Consider the following 23,222-nt stretch of genomic DNA (forward strand, 5'->3'; position numbering starts at 1 on the left):
AAAGGCACTGGCTTTTAACACGCTGTTGAGTTCTCAAGAAACGGACACCCACCGCGCTCGACCCACTCTCGCGGGCCTCGCTCCGGGGCAACCCTGCTAATCTACTCGATCCGTCCGATTCGTGCAACTTCGTCCGGTTCAGGCACCCACCGACGCGTCATCGGAGGCCGTGGCCTTCGCTGTCGTTCCGGGGGTTCCCCTCAGGTCGGCCGCCGTCTCCGGCGTCCCGTTCCCCTCGGGGCAGGTAGAACACTAGATCCGGTCGGCGGCACCGTCAAATCGGCGCCCGGGAACGTAATTTGCCTGCTCAGCGCCCCCGTACAGGGGGCTTGGAGCGTTGCGACGGCGTTTCCCGTGACCGCACTGTGACGTGAATCTACCGAGCTTTTCCCCTGGGCATACCGAAGGCCCCGTCCGAGGTCTCGGACGGGGCCTTCTCGTCCGGGTCAGGAGCGGACGATCTCCACGCCGCCGATGTTGCGCTTGCCGCGGCGCAGCACCAGGAAGCGGTCGTGCAGGAGGTCGTCGGCGGACGGGACGGCGTCCTCCGACTCGACCTTCGCGTTGTTCACGTACGCGCCGCCCTGGGCGATCGCGCGCCGGGCCTCGGACTTGCTCTTGCACAGCCCGGACGCGGCGAGCAGGTCCGCGACGGGCGGCAGGTCGCCGGGGGCGACCTCCGTGCGCGGGACCTCCGACAGGGCCGCGGCGAGGGTCCGCTCGTCCAGCTCGCGGAGCTCGCCCTGGCCGAACAGCGCCTTGGAGGCGGCGATGGCGGCGGCGGTCTCGTCCGCGCCGTGGACGAGGGTGGTCATCTCCTCGGCGAGCGCGCGCTGCGGGATGCGGGCGGCGGGGCGCTCCGCGCCGTCCTTGACCAGCTGCTCGATCTCCTCGCGGGGCTTGAACGAGAAGACCTTGAGGTAGTTCTCGATGTCCCGGTCGTCGGCGTTGATCCAGAACTGGTAGAAGGCGTACGGCGAGGTCAGCTCGGGGTCGAGCCAGTAGGTCTCGCCGCCGGCGGTCTTGCCGAACTTGGAGCCGTCCGCCTTGGTGAGCAGCGGGGTGGTGAGCGCGTGCGCGCTGCCGCCCTCGACGCGCCGGATCAGGTCGACCCCGGCGGTGAGGTTGCCCCACTGGTCGCTGCCGCCGGTCTGGAGGAGGCAGCCGTGGCGGCGGTACAGCTCCAGGTAGTCCATGGACTGGAGCAGGACGTAGCTGAACTCGGTGTAGCTCATCCCGGACGACTCGAGCCGCGCCTTGACGGTCTCGCGGGCGAGCATCTTGTTGACCGGGAAGTGCTTGCCGATGTCCCGCAGGAACTCGATGACCGACATGGGGCCGGTCCAGTCGAGGTTGCTGACCATGGTCGCGCCGCTCGGGCTCTCGTCGAACTCCAGGAACCTGGAGACCTGGCCGCGGATGCGCTCGACCCAGGCCGCGACGGTCTCCTCGGTGTTGAGGACGCGTTCGGCGCTCTTGCCGCTGGGGTCGCCGATGAGGCCGGTGGCCCCGCCGACCAGGCCGATGGGCCGGTGCCCGGCCTTCTGGAAGCGGCGCAGGGTGAGGATCTGGATGAGGTTGCCGAGGTGCAGCGAGGGCGCCGTCGGATCGAACCCGCAATAGAGCGTGACCGGCCCCGCGGCGAGCAAGGCCCGCAGTTCACTCAGGTCGGTGGACTGCGCGATCAGGTCGCGCCATGCGAGATCGTCCAGGATGTCGGTCACGGTCTCCCTCGTCTCCGGCTTGCTTTTGTCTGTCGTCCACAGCGTTCCCGATGGACGCTGCACAGGCTAACGATATTCGGCAACGGCCGATGGGGTTCCGGCCGCCGCGTGGGGTCGTGGCGCCCCGTCCCAGGTCAGGGGGCCGCGGGGGCGCGGCGCCTCGGGACGTGGGGGCGGTAGGCGGAGACGGTGGGGTCACCGTCGATCCAGAACCGCCAGGGGGTGTCCTTGCCGCCGTTCACGCCGACGCGGGGGCCCGAGCGGACGGACGTGGGGACGACCGGATCGCCGGCCAGGACGCGCAGGGGGCCGTCCGGGTCGCAGACGTCCAGGCCGTTCTCGGGGCGGGCGATGGCGAGGGCGTTGCAGAGGCGGGCGGGGCCGCGGGCGAGGTCACGGGCCGAGGAGCGGGGCCGCCGGGCGGCGGCCAGGTCCTGGCCTTCGATGATCTCCCCTGCGCGCAGGAGGATCCCGGACGCGGTGCCGTCGGGGCCGCAGACCAGGTTGACGCAGTGATGCATGCCATAGGTGAAGTACACGTAGGAGTGGCCCGGCGGGCCGAACATCACGGCGTTGCGGGCGGTCCGTCCCCGGAAGGCGTGGGAGGCGGGGTCGCGGGGGCCCGCGTAGGCCTCGACCTCGGTGAGCCGGACGGCGACGGTGCCCTCGTCGGTGGTGTGGACGAGGACGCTGCCGAGCAGGCGCGGAGCGACGAACTCCACGGGGGCGTCGTAGAAGGTCCGCGGCAGTGGTGCTCCGTGCATTCCCTCACCCTGGTCGTCCGGCTCGGCCGGTTCCACCGTACCGGCCGCCCGGCGGCCCGCAGGACGATCGTCCCGAGGGCCGCCGGACGGCGTGGACCGGTGTCAGGCAGCCGGTGCCGGAGGCCCGGACGGCGTCGCCGCGGGCTCAGGAGCCGTTGCCGGAGGCCCAGGCGGCGTGCTCGTTGACCTGGGCTCGCAGGGAGTCCAGCTGCTCGCGGACGCGGTCGGGGGCGGTGCCTCCGTGCGCCTTGCGGGACGCGAGCGCGCCCGGCACGTTCAGCACCTCCCGGACGTCCGGGGTGAGGTGCTCGGACACCTTGGCGAGCTCCTCGTCGGTGAGGTCGCCGAAGTCCTTGTCGTTGACCTGGCACCAGACGACGAGGTGGCCGACGATCTCGTGCGCGTCGCGGAAGACGACGCCGCGCCGGACCAGGAGCTCGGCGAGGTCGGTGGCCAGGGCGTAGCCCTGGGGGGCGAGCGCCTCGAGCCGCTCGGTGTTGACCCGCATGGTCGCGACCAGCCCGGACATGGCGGGCAGGACGGTCAGGAGGGTCTCGACGGCGTCGAACGCGCCCTCCTTGTCCTCCTGGAGGTCGCGGTTGTAGGTGAGCGGCAGGCCCTTGAGGGTGGTGAGCAGGCCGACGAGGTGGCCGATGAGGCGGCCCGCCTTGCCGCGGGCGAGCTCGGCGACGTCCGGGTTCTTCTTCTGCGGCATGATCGACGACCCGGTGGCGTAGGTGTCGTCCATCTCGATCCAGCGGAACTCCTGGGAGGCCCAGAGGCAGATCTCCTCGCCGAGCCGGGACAGGTGGACGCCGATCAGCGCGGTGACGAAGAGGAACTCGGCGACGAAGTCGCGGTCGGACACCGCGTCCATGGAGTTGGGCGCGGCGGAGTCGAAGCCGAGTTCGGCGGCGGTGGCCTGCGGGTCGAGCGGCAGGGATGATCCGGCGAGCGCGCCCGAGCCGAGCGGGGACACGGCGGTGCGCCTGTCCCAGTCGAGCATGCGGGAGATGTCGCGGGTGAGCGGCTGCACGTGGGCGAGCAGCTGGTGGGAGAACAGCACGGGCTGGGCGTGCTGGAGGTGGGTCATGCCGGGCGCGGCGACGCCGAGGTTGTGCTCGGCCTGCGCGATCAGCGCGGTCTCCAGCTCGACCAGGCGGGACACGATCTGGCGGGCGTGGTCGCGCAGGTAGAGGCGCAGGTCGGTGGCGACCTGGTCGTTGCGGGAGCGGCCGGCGCGCAGCTTGCCGCCGAGCGCGCCGAGGCGTTCGAGCAGGCCGCGTTCGAGGGCGGTGTGCACGTCCTCGTCGGCGACGGTCGGACGGAACTCGCCGTTCTTGCACGCCTCCTCGAGGTCGTCGAGGGCGCCGAGCATCCGGTCGAGTTCCTCGCCCGTGAGCAGGCCTGCGCGGTTGAGCACGCGGGCGTGCGCGCGCGAGCCCATCAGGTCGTAGGGGGCGAGCCGCCAGTCGAACTGGACGCTCACCGAGAGCCGCGCGAGCGCGTCCGACGGGCCGCCTTCGAACCTGCCGCCCCACAGTCGGGTCGGTGCCTTCGTCACTGGTAGATCCTCTTTTGTTGACCGCTGTCGGTTGTCTGTTCTCACTGCACTCTGGTCGCGTGGCGGCGCGGTTGCGCCAAGTCCCACGCCGGAACCCCGCGCCGGTGTCCGGCGCCGGGCTAGCTTCGTCGTTCGCGTCCGCCGGGGAGGCGGAGCAGGGCCTCGGCGAGCTCCCGTCCGCCGGCGGGGTCGCGGGAGATGACGAGGATGGAGTCGTCGCCCGCGACCGTGCCGAGGACGGACGGCCATTCGGCGTGGTCGATGGCCGAGGCGAGGTACTGGGCCGCGCCGGGCGGGGTGCGGACGATGACCAGGTTGGCCGACGCCTCCGCCGAGACGAGCAGTTCGGCGGCGAGCCGGGTGAGGCGGCCGTCGAAGGTCTCGGCGGCGCCGGTGGGGACGCGGCGGATGCGCTCGCCCCCCTCCCCCGGCACGGCGTAGATCAGGCTGCCGTCCTCGGCGCGCAGTTTCACCGCGCCGATCTCCACCAGGTCCCGGGACAGGGTGGCCTGGGTGACCTCGACGCCCGCGTCCGCCAGGAGTTTGGCGAGCTCGCCCTGGGAGTGGACGGGGTGCCGGGACAGCAGTTCGATCACCCGGGCGTGCCGGGCGGCCTTGGTCATCGGTGTGGTCACGCAGTGTTCTCCAGTAGCCAGGTGAGCAGGGCCTTCTGCGCGTGCAGACGGTTTTCGGCCTCGTCCCAGACCACGCTCTGCGGGCCGTCCAGGACGGCGGCGGAGACCTCCTTGCCGCGGTAGGCGGGAAGGCAGTGCAGCACGACCGCGTCGGGCGCGGCGTGCGTGAGCAGCGCCTCGTCCACAGAATACGGTTCGTAGAGGCCGGTGTCCTTCCCTTCCTGGCCCATGGACACCCATGTGTCGGTCGCGAGAACGTCGGTTCCGGTCGCGGCCTCGGCGGGGTCGGCGGTGACCAGAACCGATCCGCCGGTCGTGGCGACGATCTCCTCGGCGCGCGCGACCACCGCGGGGTCGGGCGGGAGGGACGCGGGCGCGGCGATCCGGACGTGCATGCCCGCGGTGGCGCAGCCGAGCAGGTAGGAGTGCGCCATGTTGTTCGCGCCGTCGCCGAAGTAGGCGAGGGTGAGTCCGGCGAGGTCGCCCTTGTGCTCGCGGACGGTCTGCAGGTCGGCGAGGACCTGGCAGGGGTGGAACTGGTCGGTCAGGGCGTTGACGACGGGGACGGTCGTGCCGTCCGCCATCTCCTCGACGCGGGGCTGGTCGCCGGTGCGCCAGACGATCGCGGCGGCCTGCCGTTCGAGGACGCGGGCGCTGTCGGCGATCGACTCGCCGCGTCCCATCTGGCTGTTGCCGGTGTCGAGGACGAGGGGGTTCCCGCCGAGTTCGGCGATGCCGACGGCGAAGGAGACGCGGGTGCGGGTGGAGGACTTGTCGAACAGGACCGCGACCGTCCGGGGCCCGGCGAGGGGCTTGTGGGCGAAGCGGTCCTTCTTCATGACGGCGGCGAGATCGAGGACCTGGGCCTGCTCGGCGGGGGTCAGGTCGTCGTCGCGGAGGAAGTGCCGGACGGTCACTGGGGGGTCTCCTGCGTCTGGGCGGCCTGGTCGAGGATGGCGGGCAGGGCGTCCACGAAGCCGCGGGCCTGCGCGGCGGTGAGGGTGAGCGGCGGGGCGAGGCGGACGGCGTCCGGGCGGAGGGCGTTGACCAGGAATCCGGCGGCGAGCGCGGCGTCCTGGACGGCCCCGGACACGGGGGCGGCCAGGACGATCGCCTGCCACAGGCCGCGGCCCCGGACGCCCGCGAGCAGCGGGTGGTCGATGGCGGCGATGCCGCCCGTGAGGACGGCTCCGACCTCGGCGGCGTTGGCGAGCAGGCCGTCGGCCTCCAGGGTGGTCAGGACGGCGAGGGCGGCGGCCGCGGCGACGGGGTTGCCGCCGAAGGTGCTGCCGTGGTCGCCCTTGGCGAAGATGTCGCCGTGCTCGCCGAACGCGACGACCGCGCCGATCGGCAGGCCGCCGCCGAGGCCCTTGGCGAGGGTGAGGATGTCGGGGCGGGCGCCTTCGTGCTGGAAGGCGAACCACGCGCCGGTGCGGCCGATCGCGGACTGGATCTCGTCGCCGACGTAGAGCGCGCCGTTGGCGGTGCAGATCTCGCGGGCGGCGGCGAGGTAGCCGGGCGGCGGCGGGACGACCCCGGCCTCGCCCTGCGTGGGCTCCAGGAAGACGGCGGCGCAGTCCTCGGTGACGGCGGCCTTGAGCGCCTCCGCGTCACCGTACGGGACGAACCGGACGTCCAGCGCGAACGGCCCGAACGGCTCGCGGATCGCCTGCTTGCCGGTGAGGGAGAGCGCGCCGAGGCTGCGGCCGTGGAAGCCGTCCTCGGTGGCGACGAAGTAGGTCCTGCCGTGCGTCCTGCCGTACTTGATGGCGAGCTTCAGCGCGGCCTCGTTGGCCTCGGTGCCGCTGTTGGCGAGGAAGACCCGTCCGTCGCCGCCGAGCAGCTCGCGCAGCTTCTCGGCGAGCAGGATCTCCGGTTCGTTCACGTACAGGTTGGACGTGTGGGCGATCCTGGTGACCTGCTGGGTCACGGCGGCGACGAGCGCGGGGTGGGCGTGGCCGAGGGAGGTGACGGCGATGCCGCCGACCAGGTCGAGGTAGGCGTTGCCGTCGGCGTCCCAGACGGTGCAGCCCTCGCCGCGCGCGAGCGCGAGGGGCGGGACGCCGTAGTTCGGCATGAACGCGGTCTCGTACCGCTTCCTCAGGTCGTCGTTGTGGGGGGTGGTCACGCGGGTTCTCCCTCCGGCGCCGCCGGTTCTTCCTCGATCGTGACGGGCCCGCCCGGAATGCCGGGCGTGACCATCGTCCCGATGCCCTCTTCGGTGAAGATCTCCAGCAGCAGCGCGTGCGGGCCCCGTCCGTCCAGGACGTGGGCCTGCGGGACGCCGCCGCGCACCGCCGCCAGGCACGCCTCCATCTTGGGGACCATGCCCGCCGACAGGTCCGGCAGCAGCGCCGCCAGCTCGTCGGTGGTCAGCCGGTCGATGACGTCGTCGGACGCGGGCCAGTCGGCGTACAGGCCCTCCACGTCGGTGAGGACGACCAGCTTGGCCGCGTCGAGCGCGACGGCGAGCGCGGACGCGGCGGTGTCGGCGTTGACGTTGTAGACCTCGCCGTTGTCGCCGCGCGCGACGCTGGACACGACCGGGACGCGCCCGTCGTTCAGCATGGCCCTGACCGCGCCGACCTGGACCTCGACGATCTCGCCGACCTGGCCGATGTCGACCTGCGCGCCGTCCACGAAGGCGTGCTTGCGCTCGGCGGTGAACAGGTTGGCGTCCTCGCCGGACATCCCGACCGCGAACGCGCCGTGCCGGTTGATGAGCCCGACGACGTCCCGCTGCACCTGCCCGACCAGCACCATCCGGACGACCTCCATCGCCTCGGGCGTGGTGACGCGCAGCCCGGCGGTGAAGGACGACTCGATGCCGTGGGTGGCGAGCGCGGCGTTGATCTGGGGGCCGCCGCCATGCACGATGACCGGCCGCAGGCCGGCGTAGCGCAGGAAGACGACGTCCTCGGCGAACTGGTGCCGCAGGGCCTCGTCGGTCATGGCGTGGCCGCCGTACTTGATGACGACGGTCTTGCCGTGGAAGCGCCCGAGCCAGGGCAGCGCGTCGATCAGCGTGCTCGCCTTCGGCAGGACGGCCTCGCGCCGCCGCCGCATCCGCTCCCCGGAGATCAGGGCGCTCATGAGCTGTACGCCGAGTTCTCGTGGACGTAGTCGGCCGTGAGGTCGGTCGTCCAGACGGTGGCGCTGTGCGGGCCCGCGGACAGGTCCACGGTGATGGTGACGTCGCGGGGGCGCAGGTCGACCTTGTCCCGGTCGTCGCCGAACGAGCCGTTGCGGCAGACCCAGACGCCGTTGATCGCGACGTTCAGCTCGTCGGGCTCGAAGACGGCGTCGGTGGTGCCGACCGCCGCCAGCACCCGGCCCCAGTTGGGGTCCTCGCCGTGGATGGCGCACTTGAGCAGGTTGTTGCGGGCGACGGTGCGTCCGACGGTGACCGCGTCGGCCTCGCTGGCCGCGCCGACCACCTCGACGGCGATGGCCTTGGACGCGCCCTCGGCGTCGACGAGCATCTGCCGGGTGAGGTCGGCGCACAGGTCGACGAGCAGGTCGGTGAAGGCGGCCACGTCCGGGGTGACGCCGCTCGCGCCGGACGCCATGATCACGACGGTGTCGTTGGTGGACATGCAGCCGTCGGCGTCGAGCCGGTCCAGGGTCGCGCCGGTGGCGGTGCGCAGCGCGCGGTCCAGGGCCCCGGCGGGCAGGTCGGCGTCGGTGGTGACGACGCACAGCATGGTCGCCAGGGACGGCGCGAGCATGCCCGCGCCCTTGGCCATGCCGCCGATCATGTAGCCGTCGCCCTGCCGGAAGGCGATCTTGGCGACGGTGTCGGTGGTGCGGATCGCGTCGGCGGCGGCGAGCCCGCCGTCCCCGCGCGACAGCTCGGCGGCGGCGGCCTCGACGCCGGGCAGCAGGGCGTCCATGTCGAGCCGGGTGCCGATGAGGCCGGTGGAGCAGACCATGACCTCGCCCGCCGAGTCCGACAGCAGGTCCGCGACGCGCTCGGCGGTGGCGTGCGTGTCGGCGAAGCCGTCCGGGCCGGTGCAGGCGTTGGCCCCGCCGGAGTTCAGCACCACCGCGCGCAGCCGCCCGCCCTTGATCACCTGCTCGGACCAGATCACGGGGGCGGCCTTCACCCGGTTGCCGGTGAAGACGGCGGCGGCGGCGCGGGACGGCCCCTCGTTGACGACGAGGGCGACGTCGCGTCCGCCGTTGGCCTTGAGTCCGGCGCTGACGCCTGCGGCGCGGAATCCTTGGGGGGCGGTGACGCTCACGGTGCGACTCCGATCGTGGTGAGGCCGAGGGTTTCGGGGAGACCGAGGGCGAGGTTGGCGCTCTGCACGGCGCCACCGGCGGTGCCCTTGGTGAGGTTGTCGATGGCGGCGACCGCGACGATCCGTCCGGCGCGCTCGTCGAGCGCGACCTGGACGAGCGCGGTGTTCGCGCCGGTGGTCATCGCCGTGGCGGGCCACTGCCCCTCGGGCAGCAGCTCGACGAACGGCTCGCCGTCGTAGGCGGCGGCGTAGGCGTCGCGCAGCCGCGCCGCGGTGAGGCCGGGCCGGGCCTTGGCGGTACAGGTGGCGAGGATGCCGCGGCTCATCGGGGCGAGGGTCGGGGTGAACGACACGGTGACCGGCTCGCCCGCGACGGCCGACAGGCTCTGCGCCATCTCGGGGGTGTGCCGGTGGACGCCGCCGACGCCGTAGGCGCTGACCGAGCCCATGACCTCGCTGCCGAGCAGGTGGGTCTTCAGGCCCTTGCCCGCGCCGGACGTCCCGGACGCGGCGACGACCACGACGTCGGGTTCGGCGAGGCCGGTCATCATGGCCGGGTACATGGCCAGGGCGACCGAGGTCGGGTAGCAGCCGGGGACGGCGATCCGGTTCGCCTGGCGGAGGAGTTCGCGCTGGCCGGGGAGTTCCGGGAGGCCGTAGGGCCAGGTGCCCGCGTGCGGGGAGCCGTAGAAGGAGTCCCACTCGTCCGGGTCGGTCAGGCGGAAGTCGGCGCCGCAGTCCACCACGAGGGTCTCGTCGCCGAGCAGCCGCGCGATGGGGCCGGACTCGCCGTGCGGGAGCGCGAGGAAGACGACGTCGTGGCCGGCGAGGGTCGCCGGGCTGGTCGGGTCGAGGACGCGGTCCGCCAGGGATCGCAGGTGGGGCTGGTGCTCCCCCAGGCGGCGGCCCGCGTTGGAGCCCGCCGTCACGGTTCGGATCTCGAATTCCGGATGTCCCGCCAGCACACGAAGGATCTCGCCGCCCGCGTACCCGCTGGCACCGGCGACCGCCGCTCGGATTCCCATCTCTCACTGCCCTTCCGACGCAATGAGCAAAAGTATGCACTGGAGTGGATGATTATTCAACACCGCGCCGCCGGACCTCCCACGATGTGAGACGTCCGACAGCACTACTTAGGCATCTAATGATTTGACGGCTAACAGTATGTTGGCTAACAATGTCGTCATGGACACCGAGAAGTTGGGCTTCGGGAGCCTGGGCTTCCTGGGCCCGCCCGAGGAGTGGCCGATCGGCCGGCTGTTCGGCGCCGCGATGCGGCTCGGGGGCCCCGTCATGTGGCGGATCGTGGAGCGGCACGGGATGACCCCGGCCGGGTTCTTCCTGCTCCACGTGCTCCGCGCCCACCCGGAGGGCCTGCGCGCGGGCGACGCGGCGCGGGGACTCGGGGTGACCCCGGCGACGCTCACCTCGGTCGTCAACACGCTCGAACGCGACGGCTACGTCGAACGCCGCCGCCACCCGGACGACCGGCGCGCCGTCCTGCTGCACGCCACCGAGGCGGGCGAGGCGCTGCTCGCCGAGGTCGGGCCCGGCATCGGCGCCGACATGAACGCGCTCTACGACGTGGTGCCGCCCGAGGACGAGCCGGCCGTCCGCCGATTCCTGCTCAGCATGATCGACCGGTTCGAGGAGTACTCGAAGGGAGACCGGGAGTGCTAGACAGACCCACCGCGGAGCGGTCCGCCACGGACCGCCTTCCCGCCGAACCACCGATCGACGAGATCCGGGCCGCCGTCCGGACCGTCGACCTGCACAAGACCTACAAGGGCCCCGGCGGCGACGTGGAGGCCGTCCGCGGGATCGACCTGTCGATCGCGCACGGCGGGTTCTACGGCCTGCTCGGGCCGAACGGCGCCGGGAAGTCCACCACGATCGGGATGCTGACGTCCCTGGTCGTCCCGACGTCCGGACGGGCCGTCGTCTGCGGTTTCGACGTCGCCAGGGACCCGGTGGAGGTGAAGCGCCGCATCGGCATGGTGTCCCAGGGCAACACCCTGGACAACGAGCTGAACGCCCTGGAGAACCTGGAGTTCCGGGGCCGCTACTTCGGGCTGTCGGCCCGCGACGCGCGCCGCCGCGCGGACGAGCTGATGGAGATGTTCAACCTCACCGACCGGCGCAAGGGCAAGCCGTTCGAGATGTCCGGCGGGCAGGCCAAGCGGCTGATGATCTGCCGCGCCCTGGTGCACCGTCCCGAGGTGCTGTTCCTGGACGAGCCGACCGCCGGCCTCGACCCGCAGACCCGCGTCAACCTGTGGGACGTACTGCGCGAGCTGCAGCGCGAGGGCCAGACCATCCTCCTGACCACGCACTACATGGAGGAGGCCGAGGCGCTGTGCGAGCGCGTCGCGGTCATCGACCACGGCCGGGTCCTGGCCAGCGGCACCGTGGACGACCTCAAGGCTTCCGCCGGGGCCGACACGGTCATCACGGTCGCCTACGACGGGCCCGTCCCGGACGGCGTGGCCAAGCTCCGCGACCGCGACGGCGTCACCAAGGTCGAGGTCGTGGGCGACCAGGTGCGCGTGTTCGCGCAGTCCTCCGACGGCCTGCTCGGCGAGCTCGTCGCGATCGGCACGTCCGCCGGGACCGGCGTCACCGACGCCTCCCAGCTCCGGCCCAGCCTGGAGTCGGCCTTCCTCACCCTGACCGGACGGGAGTACCGCGAATGACCGCCGTGACCTCGGCCGCGAGCGCCGCGCCCGCCGTGCGGCCCACGCTGCCGCGCACCTTCCTGGCGATGATGGCCCGCGAGATGCGGGTGCTGCGCAAGAACTTCGTCGCCACGTTCGCCCGGGTGCTGATCCAGCCGCTGATGTTCGTGTTCGTGTTCTCCTACGTGCTGCCGAAGATCGGCGGCGCCGGGACGGGCGCGATGACGGCCGCCGGGGGCGGCGCCACCTTCTCCACCGTCCTCGTGCCCGGCCTGGTCGGGTCGGCCGTGGTGATGCAGGGGATGATGGCGGTGATCTTCCCGCTGATGATGGAGCTGAACTGGCAGCGGTCGATCACCGACCGGGCGCTCGCGCCGCTGTCGGTGCCGATGCTGGCCGTCCAGAAGATCACCGCGGCCGGGCTGCAGGCGCTCATCGGCGGGCTGCTGGTCTTCCCGTGCGTGCTGTTCGTGCACGCCTCGGGCGAGGGCCCGCAGGTCCACGTGGGCAACTGGGCGACGCTCGTCCTCGTGCTGGTGCTCGGGGCGGCGATGTCGGCCGCGGGCGGCCTGTGGCTCGGCACGCTCATGGACCCGCAGAAGGTGCAGATGCTGTTCGCGCTGGTCCTGCTGCCGATGTCGATGCTCGGCTGCGTGTACTACCCGTGGGCGGCGATGGACCACATCCGCTGGCTGCAGATCCTCGTGCTGGCCAACCCGATGGTGTACGTGAACGAGGGGCTGCGCGCCGCGCTCACCCCGCAGGTCGCGCACATGTCGGCGTGGGCGTACCTCGGCGTCCTGCTCGCCGGGACCGTCCTGCTCGGCTGGCTCGCCACGCGGACGTTCACCCGCCGCGTCCTGCAGTAGTGCGCGGGACGCGGCGGGCGTTCCGTCCCCTGGTCCATGTGCGCGCCGTCCACGCGTGGGGTGCCCCGCGCGTGGACGGCGCGCCTCGCCTACATGGGGTCGGTCTCGGTCAGGCCCTCGGCGCGGTCCAGGCGCAGCCAGCGGGTGATCCCGAGGCCGCGCAGGAACGACAGGTCGTGGCTCACCACGACCAGAGCGCCCTCGTAGGCGTCGAGGGCCTGGCCGAGTTGCCGGACGGCGGCCAGGTCGAGGTTGTTGGTCGGCTCGTCCAGCAGCAGGAGCCGCGGGGCGGGCTCGGCCAGCAGCAGCGACGCCAGCACGGCGCGGAACCGCTCGCCGCCGCTGAGCGTCCCGGCCGGGCGTTCGGCCCGGTCGCCTCGGAACAGGAACCGGGCCAGACCCGCGCGGACGGCCTGGACCGGCGCGTCCGGCGCGACCGCGCGGACGTTGTCCAGCACGCTCAGGCCGTCGTCCAGCACGTCCAGGCGCTGCGGCAGGTACCGGACGCCGTCCACGCCCACCTTCACCTCGACTCCCTCTCCGGTGCGCTCCCCCATCAGGGAGCGTAGGAGGGTCGTCTTGCCCGAGCCGTTCGGACCGACCAGCGCGATCCGCTCGGGACCGCGGACGATCAGCTCGTCCAGCGTCCCCGGGACGGGCTCGGGCGCGTTCAGGCCGCCGACGGTCAGGACCGTCCGGCCCGCGGGAACGTGCGTCGCGGGCAGTTCGATCCTGATCTCGGTGTCGTCGCGGACCAGCTCCTCGGCCTCGGCGAGCCGGTCGCGCGCGCCTTCGAGGCGGTCCTCGTGCAGCTGGCGGTGCTTGCCCGCCGACACCTGCTGCTGGCGTTTGCGCAGCTTCATCACCGCCCTCGGCTCGCGTTTCTGCTCGTACATCTTGTGGCCGTACCGGACGCGCCGCGCCAGTTTGGTGTGCGCCTCGACCAGCTCGCGCTTCTGCTTCCGCACGTCGCTCTCGGCCGTGCGGACCATCCGTTCGGCGGCCTCGCGCTCCACCTCGAGGAGCTCCTCGTAGGCGGTGAGGTTGCCGCCGAACGTGCGGACCCGGCCGTCGCGCAGGTCGGCGATCTCGTCGACGCGGTCGAGCAGCTCGCGGTCGTGGCTGACCACGACCAGCACCCCGGTCCAGGCGTCCACCGCGTCGTGGAGGCGGCGGCGGGCGTCGACGTCGAGGTTGTTGGTCGGCTCGTCCAGCAGGAGCACGTCCGGGCGGGCGAGCAGCAGCGCCGCCAGCCCGACCAGGACGGTCTCGCCGCCGGACAGCGTCCCGACCGTCCGGTCGAGGTCCAGGTGGCGCAGGCCGAGCCGGTCGAGTTCGGCGCGGGCGCGCTCCTCGACGTCCCAGTCGTCGCCGACCGCGGTGAAGTTCTCCTCGGTGGCCTCGCCGCGCTCGATGGCGTGCAGCGCGGCGCGGGCCTCGGAGATCCCGAGAAGGTCGGCGACCGTCCGGGCGGTGCCGAGCGGCAGCGACTGCGGCAGGTAGCCGACCCGGCCGCGCACCGACACCGACCCGGACGCCGGGCGCAGCTCTCCGGCGGCCAGCCTCAGCAGTGTCGACTTGCCGGAGCCGTTGACGCCGATCAGGCCGGTGCGGCCGGCGCCGAACGCGGCGTCCAGGCCGTCGAGGACGACCGTGCCGTCCTGCCAGGCGAACGAGAGGTCGGAGCAGACGATGGCGAATGACATGAGGGCCTCCATGAACGTGTCTGGTGATGAGCGGGACACATGGAGGCACCGCGGCCGTCGCGCATCGCGCGCGGGCATGGAAAAGCCCGGCCGGGAAGTCCGCTGAGATCGCTGCGCGTCCTCGAGCCCGTTGACGGGCGAGGCGACTGCGCGGTGCCTGCGACCTCAGATCTCCAAGGGACTCCCCTGCCGGACGACGTTGTGACGCGAACCAGACTAGCCGGAACACTAATGCAACACAAGTCGCATTAGTGAGTTTCTTTGAGAAGGGCGGGCGCGAGGCGTTCCAGGAGGTCGACCATGCCGGACATGCTTCCGGCGGACGGCGTGATCAGCACGTGGTCGGCCCCGGCGTCCAGATGCTCGGCGACCCGCCGCGCGATCGCCCCTTCGTCGCCGTGCGCGTAGACGGCGTCGAGCACGCGGTCGGCCGCCGTCTCGAGCTCGTCCGCGGCGAAGCCCAGCCGCTCCAGGTTCCGCGCGTAGGCGGGGATCGCCAGGCCGTGGCCCGCCAGGCCGCGGAGGGTCGCGCGGGCCGCGTCCGGGTCCGGCTCCAGTAGGGCGCTGACCTGCGGAATCACCAGTTTGTCGGGGCCGAGGACGCGCCGCGCGTCGGCGGTGTGCGCGACCGGGACGAAGAAGGTGTGGACACCGTCCGCGCGGTCGCGCGCGAGGTCGAGCATGCGCGGGTTGATCGCGGCGAGCACGCGCGGATACGGCACCTCGGAGATGAGTGAACGGCTCGGGATTCCGGGCGGCATGGGGGTCCCGGCGTCCATCTCGTCCAGGTAGGCGCGCATCTTCTTCAGCGGCTTCCACTCGGTCGCCCCCGCGGCCTGCGCCTGGAACGGATGCCCCGCGCCGAGACCGAAGACGAAACGGCCCGGGTAGGCGTCCGCGAGCGTTGCGGAGCCGCCGTGCGCGGTGCCGCCGTGCCGCGCCCACACGTTGGCGATGCCGGTGCCGACGACCAGGTTCTCGGTCGCGGCGAGGTAGAGGGCGTGCTGGGCGAAGGCGTCCTTGCCGCCGACGGTCTCACCCGTCCAGACCGATCCGTAGCCGAGGGCCTCGATCCGGGCGACCTCGCGCATCTCCTCGGCCGCCGAGGTCGGGCCGTACACCTGCTTGTTGAGCCACACTCCGACGCGTCCGAGTCGCCGCCGGGTCTCGCGCACCGTTTCCACGTCCATCATGGACACCTCCGTAGACAGTAAGCTGAGGGGCCCTCCATTTAAGCGGAGGTGTCCTCCGATTGACAAGAGGTGGAAGCGTGCCGAACCAGGGACGGCCCATGCGCGCCGACGCGCGCCGCAACTACGAGCGCCTGCTCGCCGAGGCCAGGGCGGTGGTCTCCGAACAGGGCACGGACGCGTCGCTGGAGGAGGTCGCGCGCCGCGCGGGCGTCGGGATCGGCACCCTGTACCGGCACTTCCCCACCCGGGAGGCGCTGCTCGAGGCGCTGCTGCGCGACCGGTTCGACGGCCTGCGCGCCTACGCCGAGGAGCTGCTCGGCGCGGACGACCCGTTCGGGGCGCTGGTCGCCTGGCTGCACCGCATCGCCTCGGGCACGGCCGTCTACCACGGCCTCGCGCAGGCGATGATGGCCGCGCTCCAGGACGAGACGTCCGACCTGTACGTGTCGTGCCACGGCATGCGCGCGGGCGGGCGAGCGCTACTCGTGCGCGCGCAGGAAGCCGGGAAGGTGCGTCCGGACGCGCAGCCTCACGACGTGTTGTACCTGGCGGGCATGGTCGCCACCGCAGCCGAGCAGTCCCCCGGCGACACCTCCCTGCACGACCGGCTCTTCACCTACGTCGTCGACGGGCTCCGCACGCGATAGCGGCCGGCGCCGACGGCCCGCGATAGCCAGTGGACGATCTCCCCCAAACCTCGACATGCTTGTCCGGTGAGGAGCAGGGTTTTCGTCGGACGCACCACCGAGCTCGCCGCGCTGCGCGCCGCCCACGCGCGCGCGGAGCAGAGCGAGATGACCGTCGTGCTGGTCGCGGCCGAGGCCGGTGGCGGCAAGTCGCGGCTGGTGGAGGAGTTCGTCCGGGACCGTCGCGCCCTGGTCGGCGGCTGCCTGGACCTCGGCGCGGCGAGCCTGCCGTACGCGCCGTTCACCGCGATGCTGCGGCGCCTCGGCCCCGACGCCGTCACCGGGCTGACGTCCCCGGCCGCCCGGCGCGAGCTGGCCCGGCTCCTGCCCGCGCTCGGCGACGCCGCGCCCGACGAGGGCTCCGGGCAGGTGCGCCTGTTCGAGCACGTCCTCGGGCTCACCGAGCGGCTCGGCGCGGACGAACCGGTCGTCCTGGTCGTGGAGGACGCGCACTGGGCCGACCGCTCCACCCGCGACCTGCTCGCGTTCCTGGTGCGCAACCCCGTGCCCGCGAAGGTGCTGCTCATCGTCACCTTCCGCGCGGACGAGATCTTCCGCCCGGACGAGCCGGAGTCGGGCACGCTGTTCGCCGAGCTGGCGCGGCTCCCGCACGTGACCCGGCTGGACCTGCCGCCCCTCACCCGCCACGAGGTCGCCGCCCAGGTCCGCGCGCTGCTCGGCGGCGCCGCCCCGGCGATGATCCGGGACGTCCACGCGCGCGGCGGCGGCAACCCGCTGTTCATCGAGGCCCTCGCGGAGAACCCCGGCGAGGCGGTGCCCGGCTCGCTGCGCGACCTGCTGCTGACCCGGTTCCGGACGCTCCCGGACAACACCCGCACCGCGGTCCGTGTCGCGAGCGCCGCCGGAGACCGGGTCGGCCACGGCCTGCTCACCGCCTCCGCCGATGACCGCGGGCTTGAGGAGGCGCTGCGTCCGGCGGTCGACCGCGGCCTGCTGGTCGCCGACGAGGAGGGGTACGCCTTCCGGCACGCGCTGATCCGCGAGGCCGTCCACCTGGACCTGCTGCCCGGCGAGCGCGCCCGGCTGCACCGCCGTTACGCCGAGGCGATCGAACGCGACCCGTCTCTGGCCGAGGCCCCGACCAGCGCGCTGGCCGTCCACTGGCACGCGTGCGGCGACCACGCCCGGGCGCTGGAGGCCGCCTGGCACGCGTCCGGCGAGCGCGCCCGCGCCGCCGCCTACGCCGAGTGCCTGACGCTGCTGGAACGCGTCCTGGACCTGTGGGACCGCGTCCCCGACGCCGAGGCCCGGATCGGCGCCGGCCGCGCGGAGGTCATGCGGACCTCCGCGCGGGTGGCCATCACGACCGCCGACTTCGAGTACGGCATGCGGACCGTCCGGACGCTGCTGGAACGCGCCGAGGACCCCGACGAGATCTCCGAGCTGCTCTGCCTGCGCGGCACGTTCCGCGGCTTCGCCGGGCAGAGCGACGACCTGGACGACTACCGCGAGGCCGAGCGGCTGGCATCGCGTCCCACCCCGCAGCGCGTGTGGGCGCTCACCCAGCTCAGCGGGCGGCTGTCGGTGCGCGGCGACCTGGCCTCCGCCGGACGGATCGGCCGGGAGGGCCTGGACCTGGCCGGCGAGCTCGGCGGGCATCCGGCCGTGGACGCCCTGCGCGTCACCGTCGCGTCCGCCGCCGCCCTCGACGGGCTCGGCGACGTCCGCCCGCTCGAACGGCTCCGCTCGGCGGACCTGAACGACGAGGCGCGCGTCCGGGTGTTCACCCACCTGTCCCACTCCTACGAGGGCGCCGGACGGTCCGCGGACGCGCTGGCGATGGTCGACGAGGGCCTGGCGCTCGCCGAGCGGACCGGCCTCACCCACAGCGCGGGCCTCGCCCTGGTCAACAACCGGATCGAAGCCCTGTTCCGGCTCGGACGCTGGGACGAGGCAGCCGGGCACCTCCGCCGAGCCCTCGACCGCCACCACAACCCGGCGATGCGCATCCAGCTCGGCATCTGGGCCGCCGCGCTCCGCGCCGCGACGGGCACCGGCCCCGAACCTGACCCCATCGCCCTCGCCGAACCCGTCGGCTCCGGCTACCCGCAGACGTCCCTGCCGCTCGCGCAGGCGCTCATCGACCTGCGGCTGTCCGAGGACGACCGTCCCGCCGCGCGCGCCGTCGCCGAGACCGCCCTGGCCCACCCCGACCTGACCCTCCAGCCCATCTTCGCCTGGCCGCTCCTCGCCGCCGCCGCCCGCGCGGGCGTCCTCGCCCCGCCCGAGGCGATCGCGGACGCGCCGGTCGAGGGCGCGATCGGCACCGCGCACGCCGCGTCGGTCGCCGCCCGCAGCGGCGACGCGTCCGGCTGGGACACCGCGATCGAGATCTGGGAACGCCTGAACCACCCCTACTCCCTGGCCCGGTCCCTCTTCGACGCGGCATGCGCGGACCTGTCCGCCGGGGCCCGCGGACAAGCCGCCGACCGCCTGCACCGCGCCGACGCGATCGCCGCGGACCTGGGCGCCGCCCCGCTCCGCCGCCAGATCTCCGAACGCGCCCGCCGCGCGGGACTGGCGGGCTCCCCCAGGGGCACGCTCACCGCCCGCGAGTCCGAGGTCCTCCGCCTCCTCGCCCGGGGCCGTTCCAACAAGGAGATCGCCGCGGAGCTGTTCATCTCCCCCAAGACCGCCAGCGTTCACGTCTCCAACCTGATGGCCAAGCTCGAGGTGTCCTCCCGGGGCGAGGCCGTGGCCGTCGCCCGCGACCGCGGCCTCCTGTGACGTCCGCCTCCTGTGACCACCGCGAGCGCCCGCTGCCGGGCCGGGACGGTCGGCGCGGGATCGGCCGGGGTATAGGCGAGGGTGTCGGTATCGGCGAGGTGCCCGGTGAGGTCGGTTCATGGACGAGGCGGAACGAACACGACGTGCCCAGGCGGGACGTCGCGCGGCCGAGGAACTCGCCGCTCGCGGAGTGAGCGCCGTCGCCGTCACCTGGGTCGACACCAGCGGCGTCACCAGGGTCAAGGCGGTGCCGTCCAGCCGGCTGGAGCACGCCGCCGCCTGGGGGGTCGGCATGTCGCCCGCCTTCGACTTCTGCATGGTGGACGACTCGATCCTGAAGGGACGCTTCGCCGCCGGTCCGGTGGGCGACCTGCGCATGCACCCCGACGCCGACAGGCTGGCGGTGCTGGCCGCGCTGCCGGGATGGGCCTGGGCGCCCGCCGACCGGTACGGCCTGGACGGCGAACGGCATCCGCACGACGGCCGTGGCCTGGCGCGTCGCGCCGTCGAGCGCCTCGCCGCCGACGGCTACGGCGTGCGCGCCTCGTTCGAGATCGAGTGGGCGCTCTCCGCCGGCCACGGTGACGAGTTCGTCCCGGCGTGCTCCGGCCCCGCTTACGGGATGACCCGCCTCATGGAGCAGGCGGACTACCTGCGGGACGTGCTGGACGCCGTGACCGCGTCGGGTGTCGCCGTGGACCAGATCCATCCCGAGTACGCCTCGGGGCAGTACGAGATCTCGGTCGCGGCCTCCGATCCGGTCGCCGCCGCCGACACCGTGGTCCTGGTGCGCGAGACGATCCGCGCGGTCAGCCACCGTCACGGCCTGCGCGCGACGTTCGCCCCGATGGTCCTCGCCGACGGCGTCGGCAACGGCGCGCACGTCCACATCAGCCTCTGGCGGGACGGCCTCAACCTGATGGCCGGAGGCGACGGCCGGTACGGCCTCACGCAGCCCGGCGAGAGCTTCGCCGCCGGCGTCCTGTCGCGGCTGCCCGCGCTCCTGGCGATCGGCGCGCCCTCGGCGGCCAGCTACCTGCGGCTGATCCCGTTCCACTGGGCGGGCGCGTTCGCCTGCTGGGGATGGGAGAACCGCGAGGCGGCGCTCCGGCTCGTGACCGGGGCCGCCGGGGACGGCGCCCGCGCGGCGAACTTCGAGATCAAGAGCTTCGACGGTGCCGCCAACCCCTACCTGGTGATGGCCGGAGTGCTCGCCGCCGGTCACGCCGGACTCGGCGAGAAGGCGGTGCTCCCCGAGCCCGTCGACGTCAACCCGGCGAAGCTGGGCCCGGAACACGGGATCGCGGCGCTCCCGTCCTCGCTGGAGGAGGCCGTCCGGGCGCTGGAGAGCGACGACGCCCTGGAGGAGGCGCTCGGAGAGGCGATGGTCAGGACGATCTGCCTCGTCCGCCGGGGCGAGGCCGCCCTGTTCGACGGCGCGGGCGAGGAGGAGGTCGTCGCCCGGACCCGCTGGATCCACTGACCGCGGCATCGGCTCGCGGACCAGCCTGGATCCACTGACCCGCGCCGTCGGGTCAGGCCGCTCCGGCCACCTGGCCGAGGCTCATGATCTTGTCGTGGATCTCGAGCGCCCGGTGGTAGATCAACCTGCGCGGCGGATCCGGCTCGGCCAGCTCCCAGTCCGGCGGAAGCTCGGGGTCGGGCGGCAGCACGCCGCGACTGCCCTCCAGGACGCGGTGCCACTTCCTCTGGGACTCGCACTCGTCCGGTGACCACGGCCTGATCCTGCCGTCCGCCCAGCTCGTCATGCGGCCGTCGAACCCCAGGCCCAGCCAGTGGCACAGGTCGTGCAGGACGGCCCTGGTGTGCCGCCGGAAGCGGTCGCCCTCCACGATCCGGCCGGGGAGTCCGAGGTCCCCGACCACCCGGCCCCACATCCGGTCCAGCGCGGTGAAGCCGAACTCGTCCTCGGTGAAGTCGGGCTTGAGGCGGCTGAGCGACAGCCACACCCGGGCCGGGTGGCGGACCACGAAGACGTTGCTCCAGGCGGCGAGGCGGTCGTCGGTCACGTACGGCTCGGCCTGGAAGCACAGGTCCTTGATCAGCGGGACCGGCACGGTCACCGCCTGGAGCTGCGCGTCCACGTCGGTCATCCCGTACGACAGCTTGTGCGGCTGGTCGCCGTACCGGCCGCTCCGGCGCCGCTCGCTGAAGTAGTAGCAGTCGGTGAACGGCTCGTGGACGGGCCCGACGTCCGGATGCTGCGACAGGCTCTTCTCCAGCGCGGTGGAGACCGAGCGGGGCACCGCCCACAGCGCCACCGCGGACCGTGCCGCGCCGTCGGTCACCGGGCGCCCCTCCCTCGGACGTCCGGACGGGCCACGCGAACCGGCGTCGCCGGGCTCATCAGGTCCTCGTAGGTCTCGGCCCGCCAGGCGAGCTCGGCGACCCCGGCCGAGATCGTCACCGTCGCCGGACGAAGCCTGTTGAAGCTGGTGGCGCGCGAGAACCCGTAGGCGCCGGCGTCCTGCACCACCACGTAGTCGCCGGTCTCGAGGGTCTCCGGCAGGTCGATGCCGACGCCGAAGACGTCGCCCTCGTAGCAGAGCGGCCCGCCGACCAGGCACGGCCGCGAAGCTCCGGCCTCCGAGACGAGTGGCGTGAACCGGTGCTCCTCGGCGACACCGGCGGTCGGCAACAGGCTGAGCCCTCCGTCCAGCAGGACCCAGCGGTGGACGCCGAGGTCCTTCTTGCCGATCACCCGCGTCAGCAGGACGGCCGCCGCCGACACCAGCGCGCGGCCGGGCTCGGCGAACACCGCGAGGTCGTCGAGGTGGTGACGGCGCAGCGTCTCGGCCAGTCCCCGGGCGAACAGCGCGACGTCGAACCGTGGCCGCCGGGACACCGGCGCCCCGTCCGGACGGCACGCCCGCACCTCGCTCAGCGAGGCGACCGCGCCCGGAAGGCGATGAATGCCCTCCACGCCGAATCCGCCGCCGACGTTGAGGACGGTCAACTCCGTACGGGTTCGCAGCCGCGCCGCCCACGCGCACACGGCTTCGAGCGCCGCCAGCAGATTGCCGGTCCGGACGATCTGGGATCCGAGATGGCAGTGGACGCCGGTCAGCCGCAGCATCGGCTCGGCCATGATCTTCCCGGCGATCTCGTCGGCGGCGCCGTCCGCGATCGGCCAGCCGAACTTGGACGGCACCGCGCGCCCGACCGGCCCGCCCGGCTCGGCGTACACGTTGTGCGGCGGGTACACCCGCAGGCCGACCGGCAGCGGCCCGTCCCCGCGCTCGGCGGCGAGCCGGGCCAGGACGGCGATCTCCTCGACACCGTCGACGTTGACGAAGACCCCGTGCCGCACCGCCTGGGCCAGCTCCTCCTCGGTCTTCACCGGCCCGTTGAACACGATCCGCTCCCCGGGCAGCCCGCACTCCAGGGCGGCGCGGAGCTCGTAGCCGGACACGACGTCCACGCCCAGGCCCTCGTCCGCCAGCGTCGCGACGACGGCGGGCAGGTAGTTCGTCTTCAGCGAGTACAGCAGCCGCACCCCGGCCGGTTCCAGCGCCGTCGCGAGCCTGGCGGCGTCCTCGCGGAGGCGGTCGAGCGACACCACGTACAGCGGGGTGCCGAACCGGCCCCCCAGCGTCCTGAGGTCGAGGTCGCCGAAGCCGGGCAGGACCCCTTCGGACGCCGTCACCGGCGGCCCTCACCGGTCGCGGTGGCCGCGCGCTCGAAGTCGGGGCCGTACTTGCGGTTCGCCCACCGGTTGAAGGCGACGATCCACAGGTCGCGATGACCGCCCGAGTCGTCGCGCGGGACGATGTCGGTGGCGTGGTGCCACATCGCGGCGTCGTCGTACACCAGCGCCTGGTTCGGCTGGAGCGTGACGGTGAAGAACGGCTCACCGCCCCCGGTGGGGATGAGCTGGTTCTCCCCGCCGTCGATGTTCTCGCGCGCGAAGACGGCGAGCATGCCGAACTCGTGGCCGTCGCGATGGGGGCCCTCGGGCACCGACACGCCGCGCACCTCGGCGTTGGCGACGACCCTGCACTGGTGGACGTTGATCTGCCACGCGTCGCCCGCGTCCAGTCCGAGCGCCTTGGCTCCCGCGTCGATCTGCGCGGTGGGGTCGATCCGCAGGGGCTCGAAGTCGCGCTGGACCCCGCCGACGTAGGAGTTGACCTCCGGGGACTGCAGGAACGGACGGTGCTCCAGCAGTTCGAGCGCCCACGCGTCCGCGGCCTCGTCCCAGGTGATCCTGTACTGGGAGAAGCGCCGGTAGCGCTGTTCTCCTCCGGCGAAGCGATCCAGGGGAAGGCGGGCGAACTCGGTCCGGATCTCCGTGCTCGGCTCCGGAATCTCGATGACCTGGTAATTGTCTCCGGCGTGGGTGGAGGGGTTCACTCGCGTACTCCTTGTCTCCCTTGGAGCGGCCAGAGTTGTC

The 23,222-nt window shown here is 72.9% G+C and carries 20 protein-coding genes; 6 read left to right on the forward strand and 14 right to left on the reverse strand.

What is annotated here, in order from left to right; genetic code table 11:
* Positions 1 to 446 precede the first annotated feature (446 nt).
* The 9 genes from tyrS to argC form a co-directional block, all read right to left on the reverse strand.
* The gene (gene tyrS, locus P696_RS0128455; RefSeq protein ID WP_026414980.1) at positions 447 to 1,724 is read right to left on the reverse strand and encodes a tyrosine--tRNA ligase; all 1,278 of its coding nucleotides are present in this window, start codon (positions 1,722 to 1,724) and stop codon (positions 447 to 449) included.
* A gap of 134 nt (positions 1,725 to 1,858) precedes the next feature.
* A complete protein-coding gene (locus P696_RS0128460; RefSeq protein ID WP_026414981.1) occupies positions 1,859 to 2,488 on the reverse strand; it encodes a DNA-3-methyladenine glycosylase in 630 nt (209 codons plus the stop codon).
* A gap of 145 nt (positions 2,489 to 2,633) precedes the next feature.
* Positions 2,634 to 4,052: an argininosuccinate lyase gene (gene argH / locus P696_RS0128465; protein WP_026414982.1), complete on the reverse strand. Its 1,419-nt coding sequence runs from the start codon at positions 4,050 to 4,052 to the stop codon at positions 2,634 to 2,636.
* Positions 4,053 to 4,171: 119 nt separating this feature from the next.
* Positions 4,172 to 4,675: an arginine repressor gene (locus P696_RS0128470; RefSeq protein WP_034487524.1), complete on the reverse strand. Its 504-nt coding sequence runs from the start codon at positions 4,673 to 4,675 to the stop codon at positions 4,172 to 4,174.
* Positions 4,676 to 4,683: 8 nt separating this feature from the next.
* Positions 4,684 to 5,604 (reverse strand): ornithine carbamoyltransferase, encoded by a 921-nt coding sequence (argF, locus tag P696_RS0128475; protein ID WP_026414984.1) that lies wholly within the window; start codon positions 5,602 to 5,604, stop codon positions 4,684 to 4,686.
* Positions 5,601 to 6,815, reverse strand: a complete 1,215-nt coding sequence (locus P696_RS0128480) for an acetylornithine transaminase (RefSeq protein ID WP_026414985.1) — start codon at positions 6,813 to 6,815, stop codon at positions 5,601 to 5,603. The genes argF and P696_RS0128480 overlap by 4 nt, the downstream gene beginning before the upstream one ends.
* Positions 6,812 to 7,753, reverse strand: a complete 942-nt coding sequence (gene argB / locus P696_RS0128485; RefSeq protein ID WP_026414986.1) for an acetylglutamate kinase — start codon at positions 7,751 to 7,753, stop codon at positions 6,812 to 6,814. The genes P696_RS0128480 and argB overlap by 4 nt, the downstream gene beginning before the upstream one ends.
* A 23-nt stretch (positions 7,754 to 7,776) precedes the next feature.
* The gene (gene argJ / locus P696_RS0128490) at positions 7,777 to 8,931 is read right to left on the reverse strand and encodes a bifunctional glutamate N-acetyltransferase/amino-acid acetyltransferase ArgJ (protein ID WP_026414987.1); all 1,155 of its coding nucleotides are present in this window, start codon (positions 8,929 to 8,931) and stop codon (positions 7,777 to 7,779) included.
* Positions 8,928 to 9,956, reverse strand: a complete 1,029-nt coding sequence (gene argC, locus P696_RS0128495; RefSeq protein ID WP_026414988.1) for an N-acetyl-gamma-glutamyl-phosphate reductase — start codon at positions 9,954 to 9,956, stop codon at positions 8,928 to 8,930. The genes argJ and argC overlap by 4 nt, the downstream gene beginning before the upstream one ends.
* Positions 9,957 to 10,116: 160 nt before the next feature.
* Between argC and P696_RS0128500 the strand changes: the two genes are divergently transcribed.
* Genes P696_RS0128500 through P696_RS0128510 form a run of 3 tightly spaced genes read left to right on the forward strand, consistent with a single transcriptional unit; the run spans position 10,117 to position 12,475 of the window.
* Positions 10,117 to 10,611, forward strand: a complete 495-nt coding sequence (locus P696_RS0128500; protein ID WP_034487495.1) for a MarR family winged helix-turn-helix transcriptional regulator — start codon at positions 10,117 to 10,119, stop codon at positions 10,609 to 10,611.
* A complete protein-coding gene (locus P696_RS0128505) occupies positions 10,605 to 11,624 on the forward strand; it encodes an ABC transporter ATP-binding protein (protein ID WP_084338306.1) in 1,020 nt (339 codons plus the stop codon). The genes P696_RS0128500 and P696_RS0128505 overlap by 7 nt, the downstream gene beginning before the upstream one ends.
* The gene (locus tag P696_RS0128510) at positions 11,621 to 12,475 is read left to right on the forward strand and encodes an ABC transporter permease (protein ID WP_026414991.1); all 855 of its coding nucleotides are present in this window, start codon (positions 11,621 to 11,623) and stop codon (positions 12,473 to 12,475) included. Before P696_RS0128505 ends, P696_RS0128510 begins: the two co-directional genes overlap by 4 nt.
* An 89-nt stretch (positions 12,476 to 12,564) precedes the next feature.
* Here the strand turns inward: P696_RS0128510 and P696_RS0128515 are convergent, their stop codons facing one another.
* Both P696_RS0128515 and P696_RS0128520 read right to left on the reverse strand, forming a co-directional pair.
* Complete coding sequence (locus tag P696_RS0128515) at positions 12,565 to 14,181, reverse strand: ABC-F family ATP-binding cassette domain-containing protein (RefSeq protein WP_026414992.1); 1,617 nt, start codon at positions 14,179 to 14,181, stop codon at positions 12,565 to 12,567.
* 248 nt (positions 14,182 to 14,429) lie between these two features.
* Positions 14,430 to 15,374, reverse strand: a complete 945-nt coding sequence (locus P696_RS0128520; protein WP_026414993.1) for a TIGR03620 family F420-dependent LLM class oxidoreductase — start codon at positions 15,372 to 15,374, stop codon at positions 14,430 to 14,432.
* A 77-nt stretch (positions 15,375 to 15,451) separates the two neighbouring features.
* Between P696_RS0128520 and P696_RS0128525 the strand changes: the two genes are divergently transcribed.
* The 3 genes from P696_RS0128525 (at position 15,452) to P696_RS0128535 (ending at position 20,291) form a co-directional block, all read left to right on the forward strand.
* Positions 15,452 to 16,021, forward strand: coding sequence for a TetR/AcrR family transcriptional regulator (locus P696_RS0128525; protein ID WP_026414994.1), 570 nt, complete (start codon positions 15,452 to 15,454; stop codon positions 16,019 to 16,021).
* A 66-nt stretch (positions 16,022 to 16,087) separates the two neighbouring features.
* Positions 16,088 to 18,808 (forward strand): ATP-binding protein, encoded by a 2,721-nt coding sequence (locus P696_RS58880; protein ID WP_026414995.1) that lies wholly within the window; start codon positions 16,088 to 16,090, stop codon positions 18,806 to 18,808.
* Between the two features lie 118 nt (positions 18,809 to 18,926).
* Complete coding sequence (locus P696_RS0128535; protein WP_026414996.1) at positions 18,927 to 20,291, forward strand: glutamine synthetase family protein; 1,365 nt, start codon at positions 18,927 to 18,929, stop codon at positions 20,289 to 20,291.
* A 52-nt stretch (positions 20,292 to 20,343) separates the two neighbouring features.
* On the opposite strand, the gene P696_RS48765 is transcribed toward P696_RS0128535, so the two are convergent.
* The 3 genes from P696_RS48765 to P696_RS0128550 are packed head-to-tail and all read right to left on the reverse strand — an operon-like array spanning position 20,344 to position 23,182.
* On the reverse strand, positions 20,344 to 21,117 hold the full coding sequence (locus tag P696_RS48765) for a sulfotransferase-like domain-containing protein (RefSeq protein WP_051468298.1): 774 nt from the start codon (positions 21,115 to 21,117) through the stop codon (positions 20,344 to 20,346).
* On the reverse strand, positions 21,114 to 22,475 hold the full coding sequence (locus P696_RS0128545) for a diaminopimelate decarboxylase family protein (RefSeq protein ID WP_026414997.1): 1,362 nt from the start codon (positions 22,473 to 22,475) through the stop codon (positions 21,114 to 21,116). Before P696_RS0128545 ends, P696_RS48765 begins: the two co-directional genes overlap by 4 nt.
* Complete coding sequence (locus P696_RS0128550) at positions 22,472 to 23,182, reverse strand: 2OG-Fe dioxygenase family protein (protein WP_034487499.1); 711 nt, start codon at positions 23,180 to 23,182, stop codon at positions 22,472 to 22,474. Before P696_RS0128550 ends, P696_RS0128545 begins: the two co-directional genes overlap by 4 nt.
* Positions 23,183 to 23,222 lie beyond the last annotated feature (40 nt).

This window comes from Actinomadura oligospora ATCC 43269, from assembly GCF_000518265.1.
Taxonomy (GTDB): domain Bacteria; phylum Actinomycetota; class Actinomycetes; order Streptosporangiales; family Streptosporangiaceae; genus Spirillospora; species Spirillospora oligospora.

Coding starts and splice junctions, on each gene's coding strand:
- P696_RS0128460 (WP_026414981.1), bottom strand. CDS start 2,488: ATGCACGGAGCACCACTGCCGCGGACCTTCTACGACGCCCCCGTGGAG.
- P696_RS0128470 (WP_034487524.1), bottom strand. CDS start 4,675: ATGACCAAGGCCGCCCGGCACGCCCGGGTGATCGAACTGCTGTCCCGG.
- argB (WP_026414986.1), bottom strand. CDS start 7,753: ATGCGGCGGCGGCGCGAGGCCGTCCTGCCGAAGGCGAGCACGCTGATC.
- argC (WP_026414988.1), bottom strand. CDS start 9,956: ATGGGAATCCGAGCGGCGGTCGCCGGTGCCAGCGGGTACGCGGGCGGC.
- P696_RS0128500 (WP_034487495.1), top strand. CDS start 10,117: ATGGACACCGAGAAGTTGGGCTTCGGGAGCCTGGGCTTCCTGGGCCCG.
- P696_RS0128510 (WP_026414991.1), top strand. CDS start 11,621: ATGACCGCCGTGACCTCGGCCGCGAGCGCCGCGCCCGCCGTGCGGCCC.
- P696_RS0128515 (WP_026414992.1), bottom strand. CDS start 14,181: ATGTCATTCGCCATCGTCTGCTCCGACCTCTCGTTCGCCTGGCAGGAC.
- P696_RS0128520 (WP_026414993.1), bottom strand. CDS start 15,374: ATGATGGACGTGGAAACGGTGCGCGAGACCCGGCGGCGACTCGGACGC.
- P696_RS0128535 (WP_026414996.1), top strand. CDS start 18,927: ATGGACGAGGCGGAACGAACACGACGTGCCCAGGCGGGACGTCGCGCG.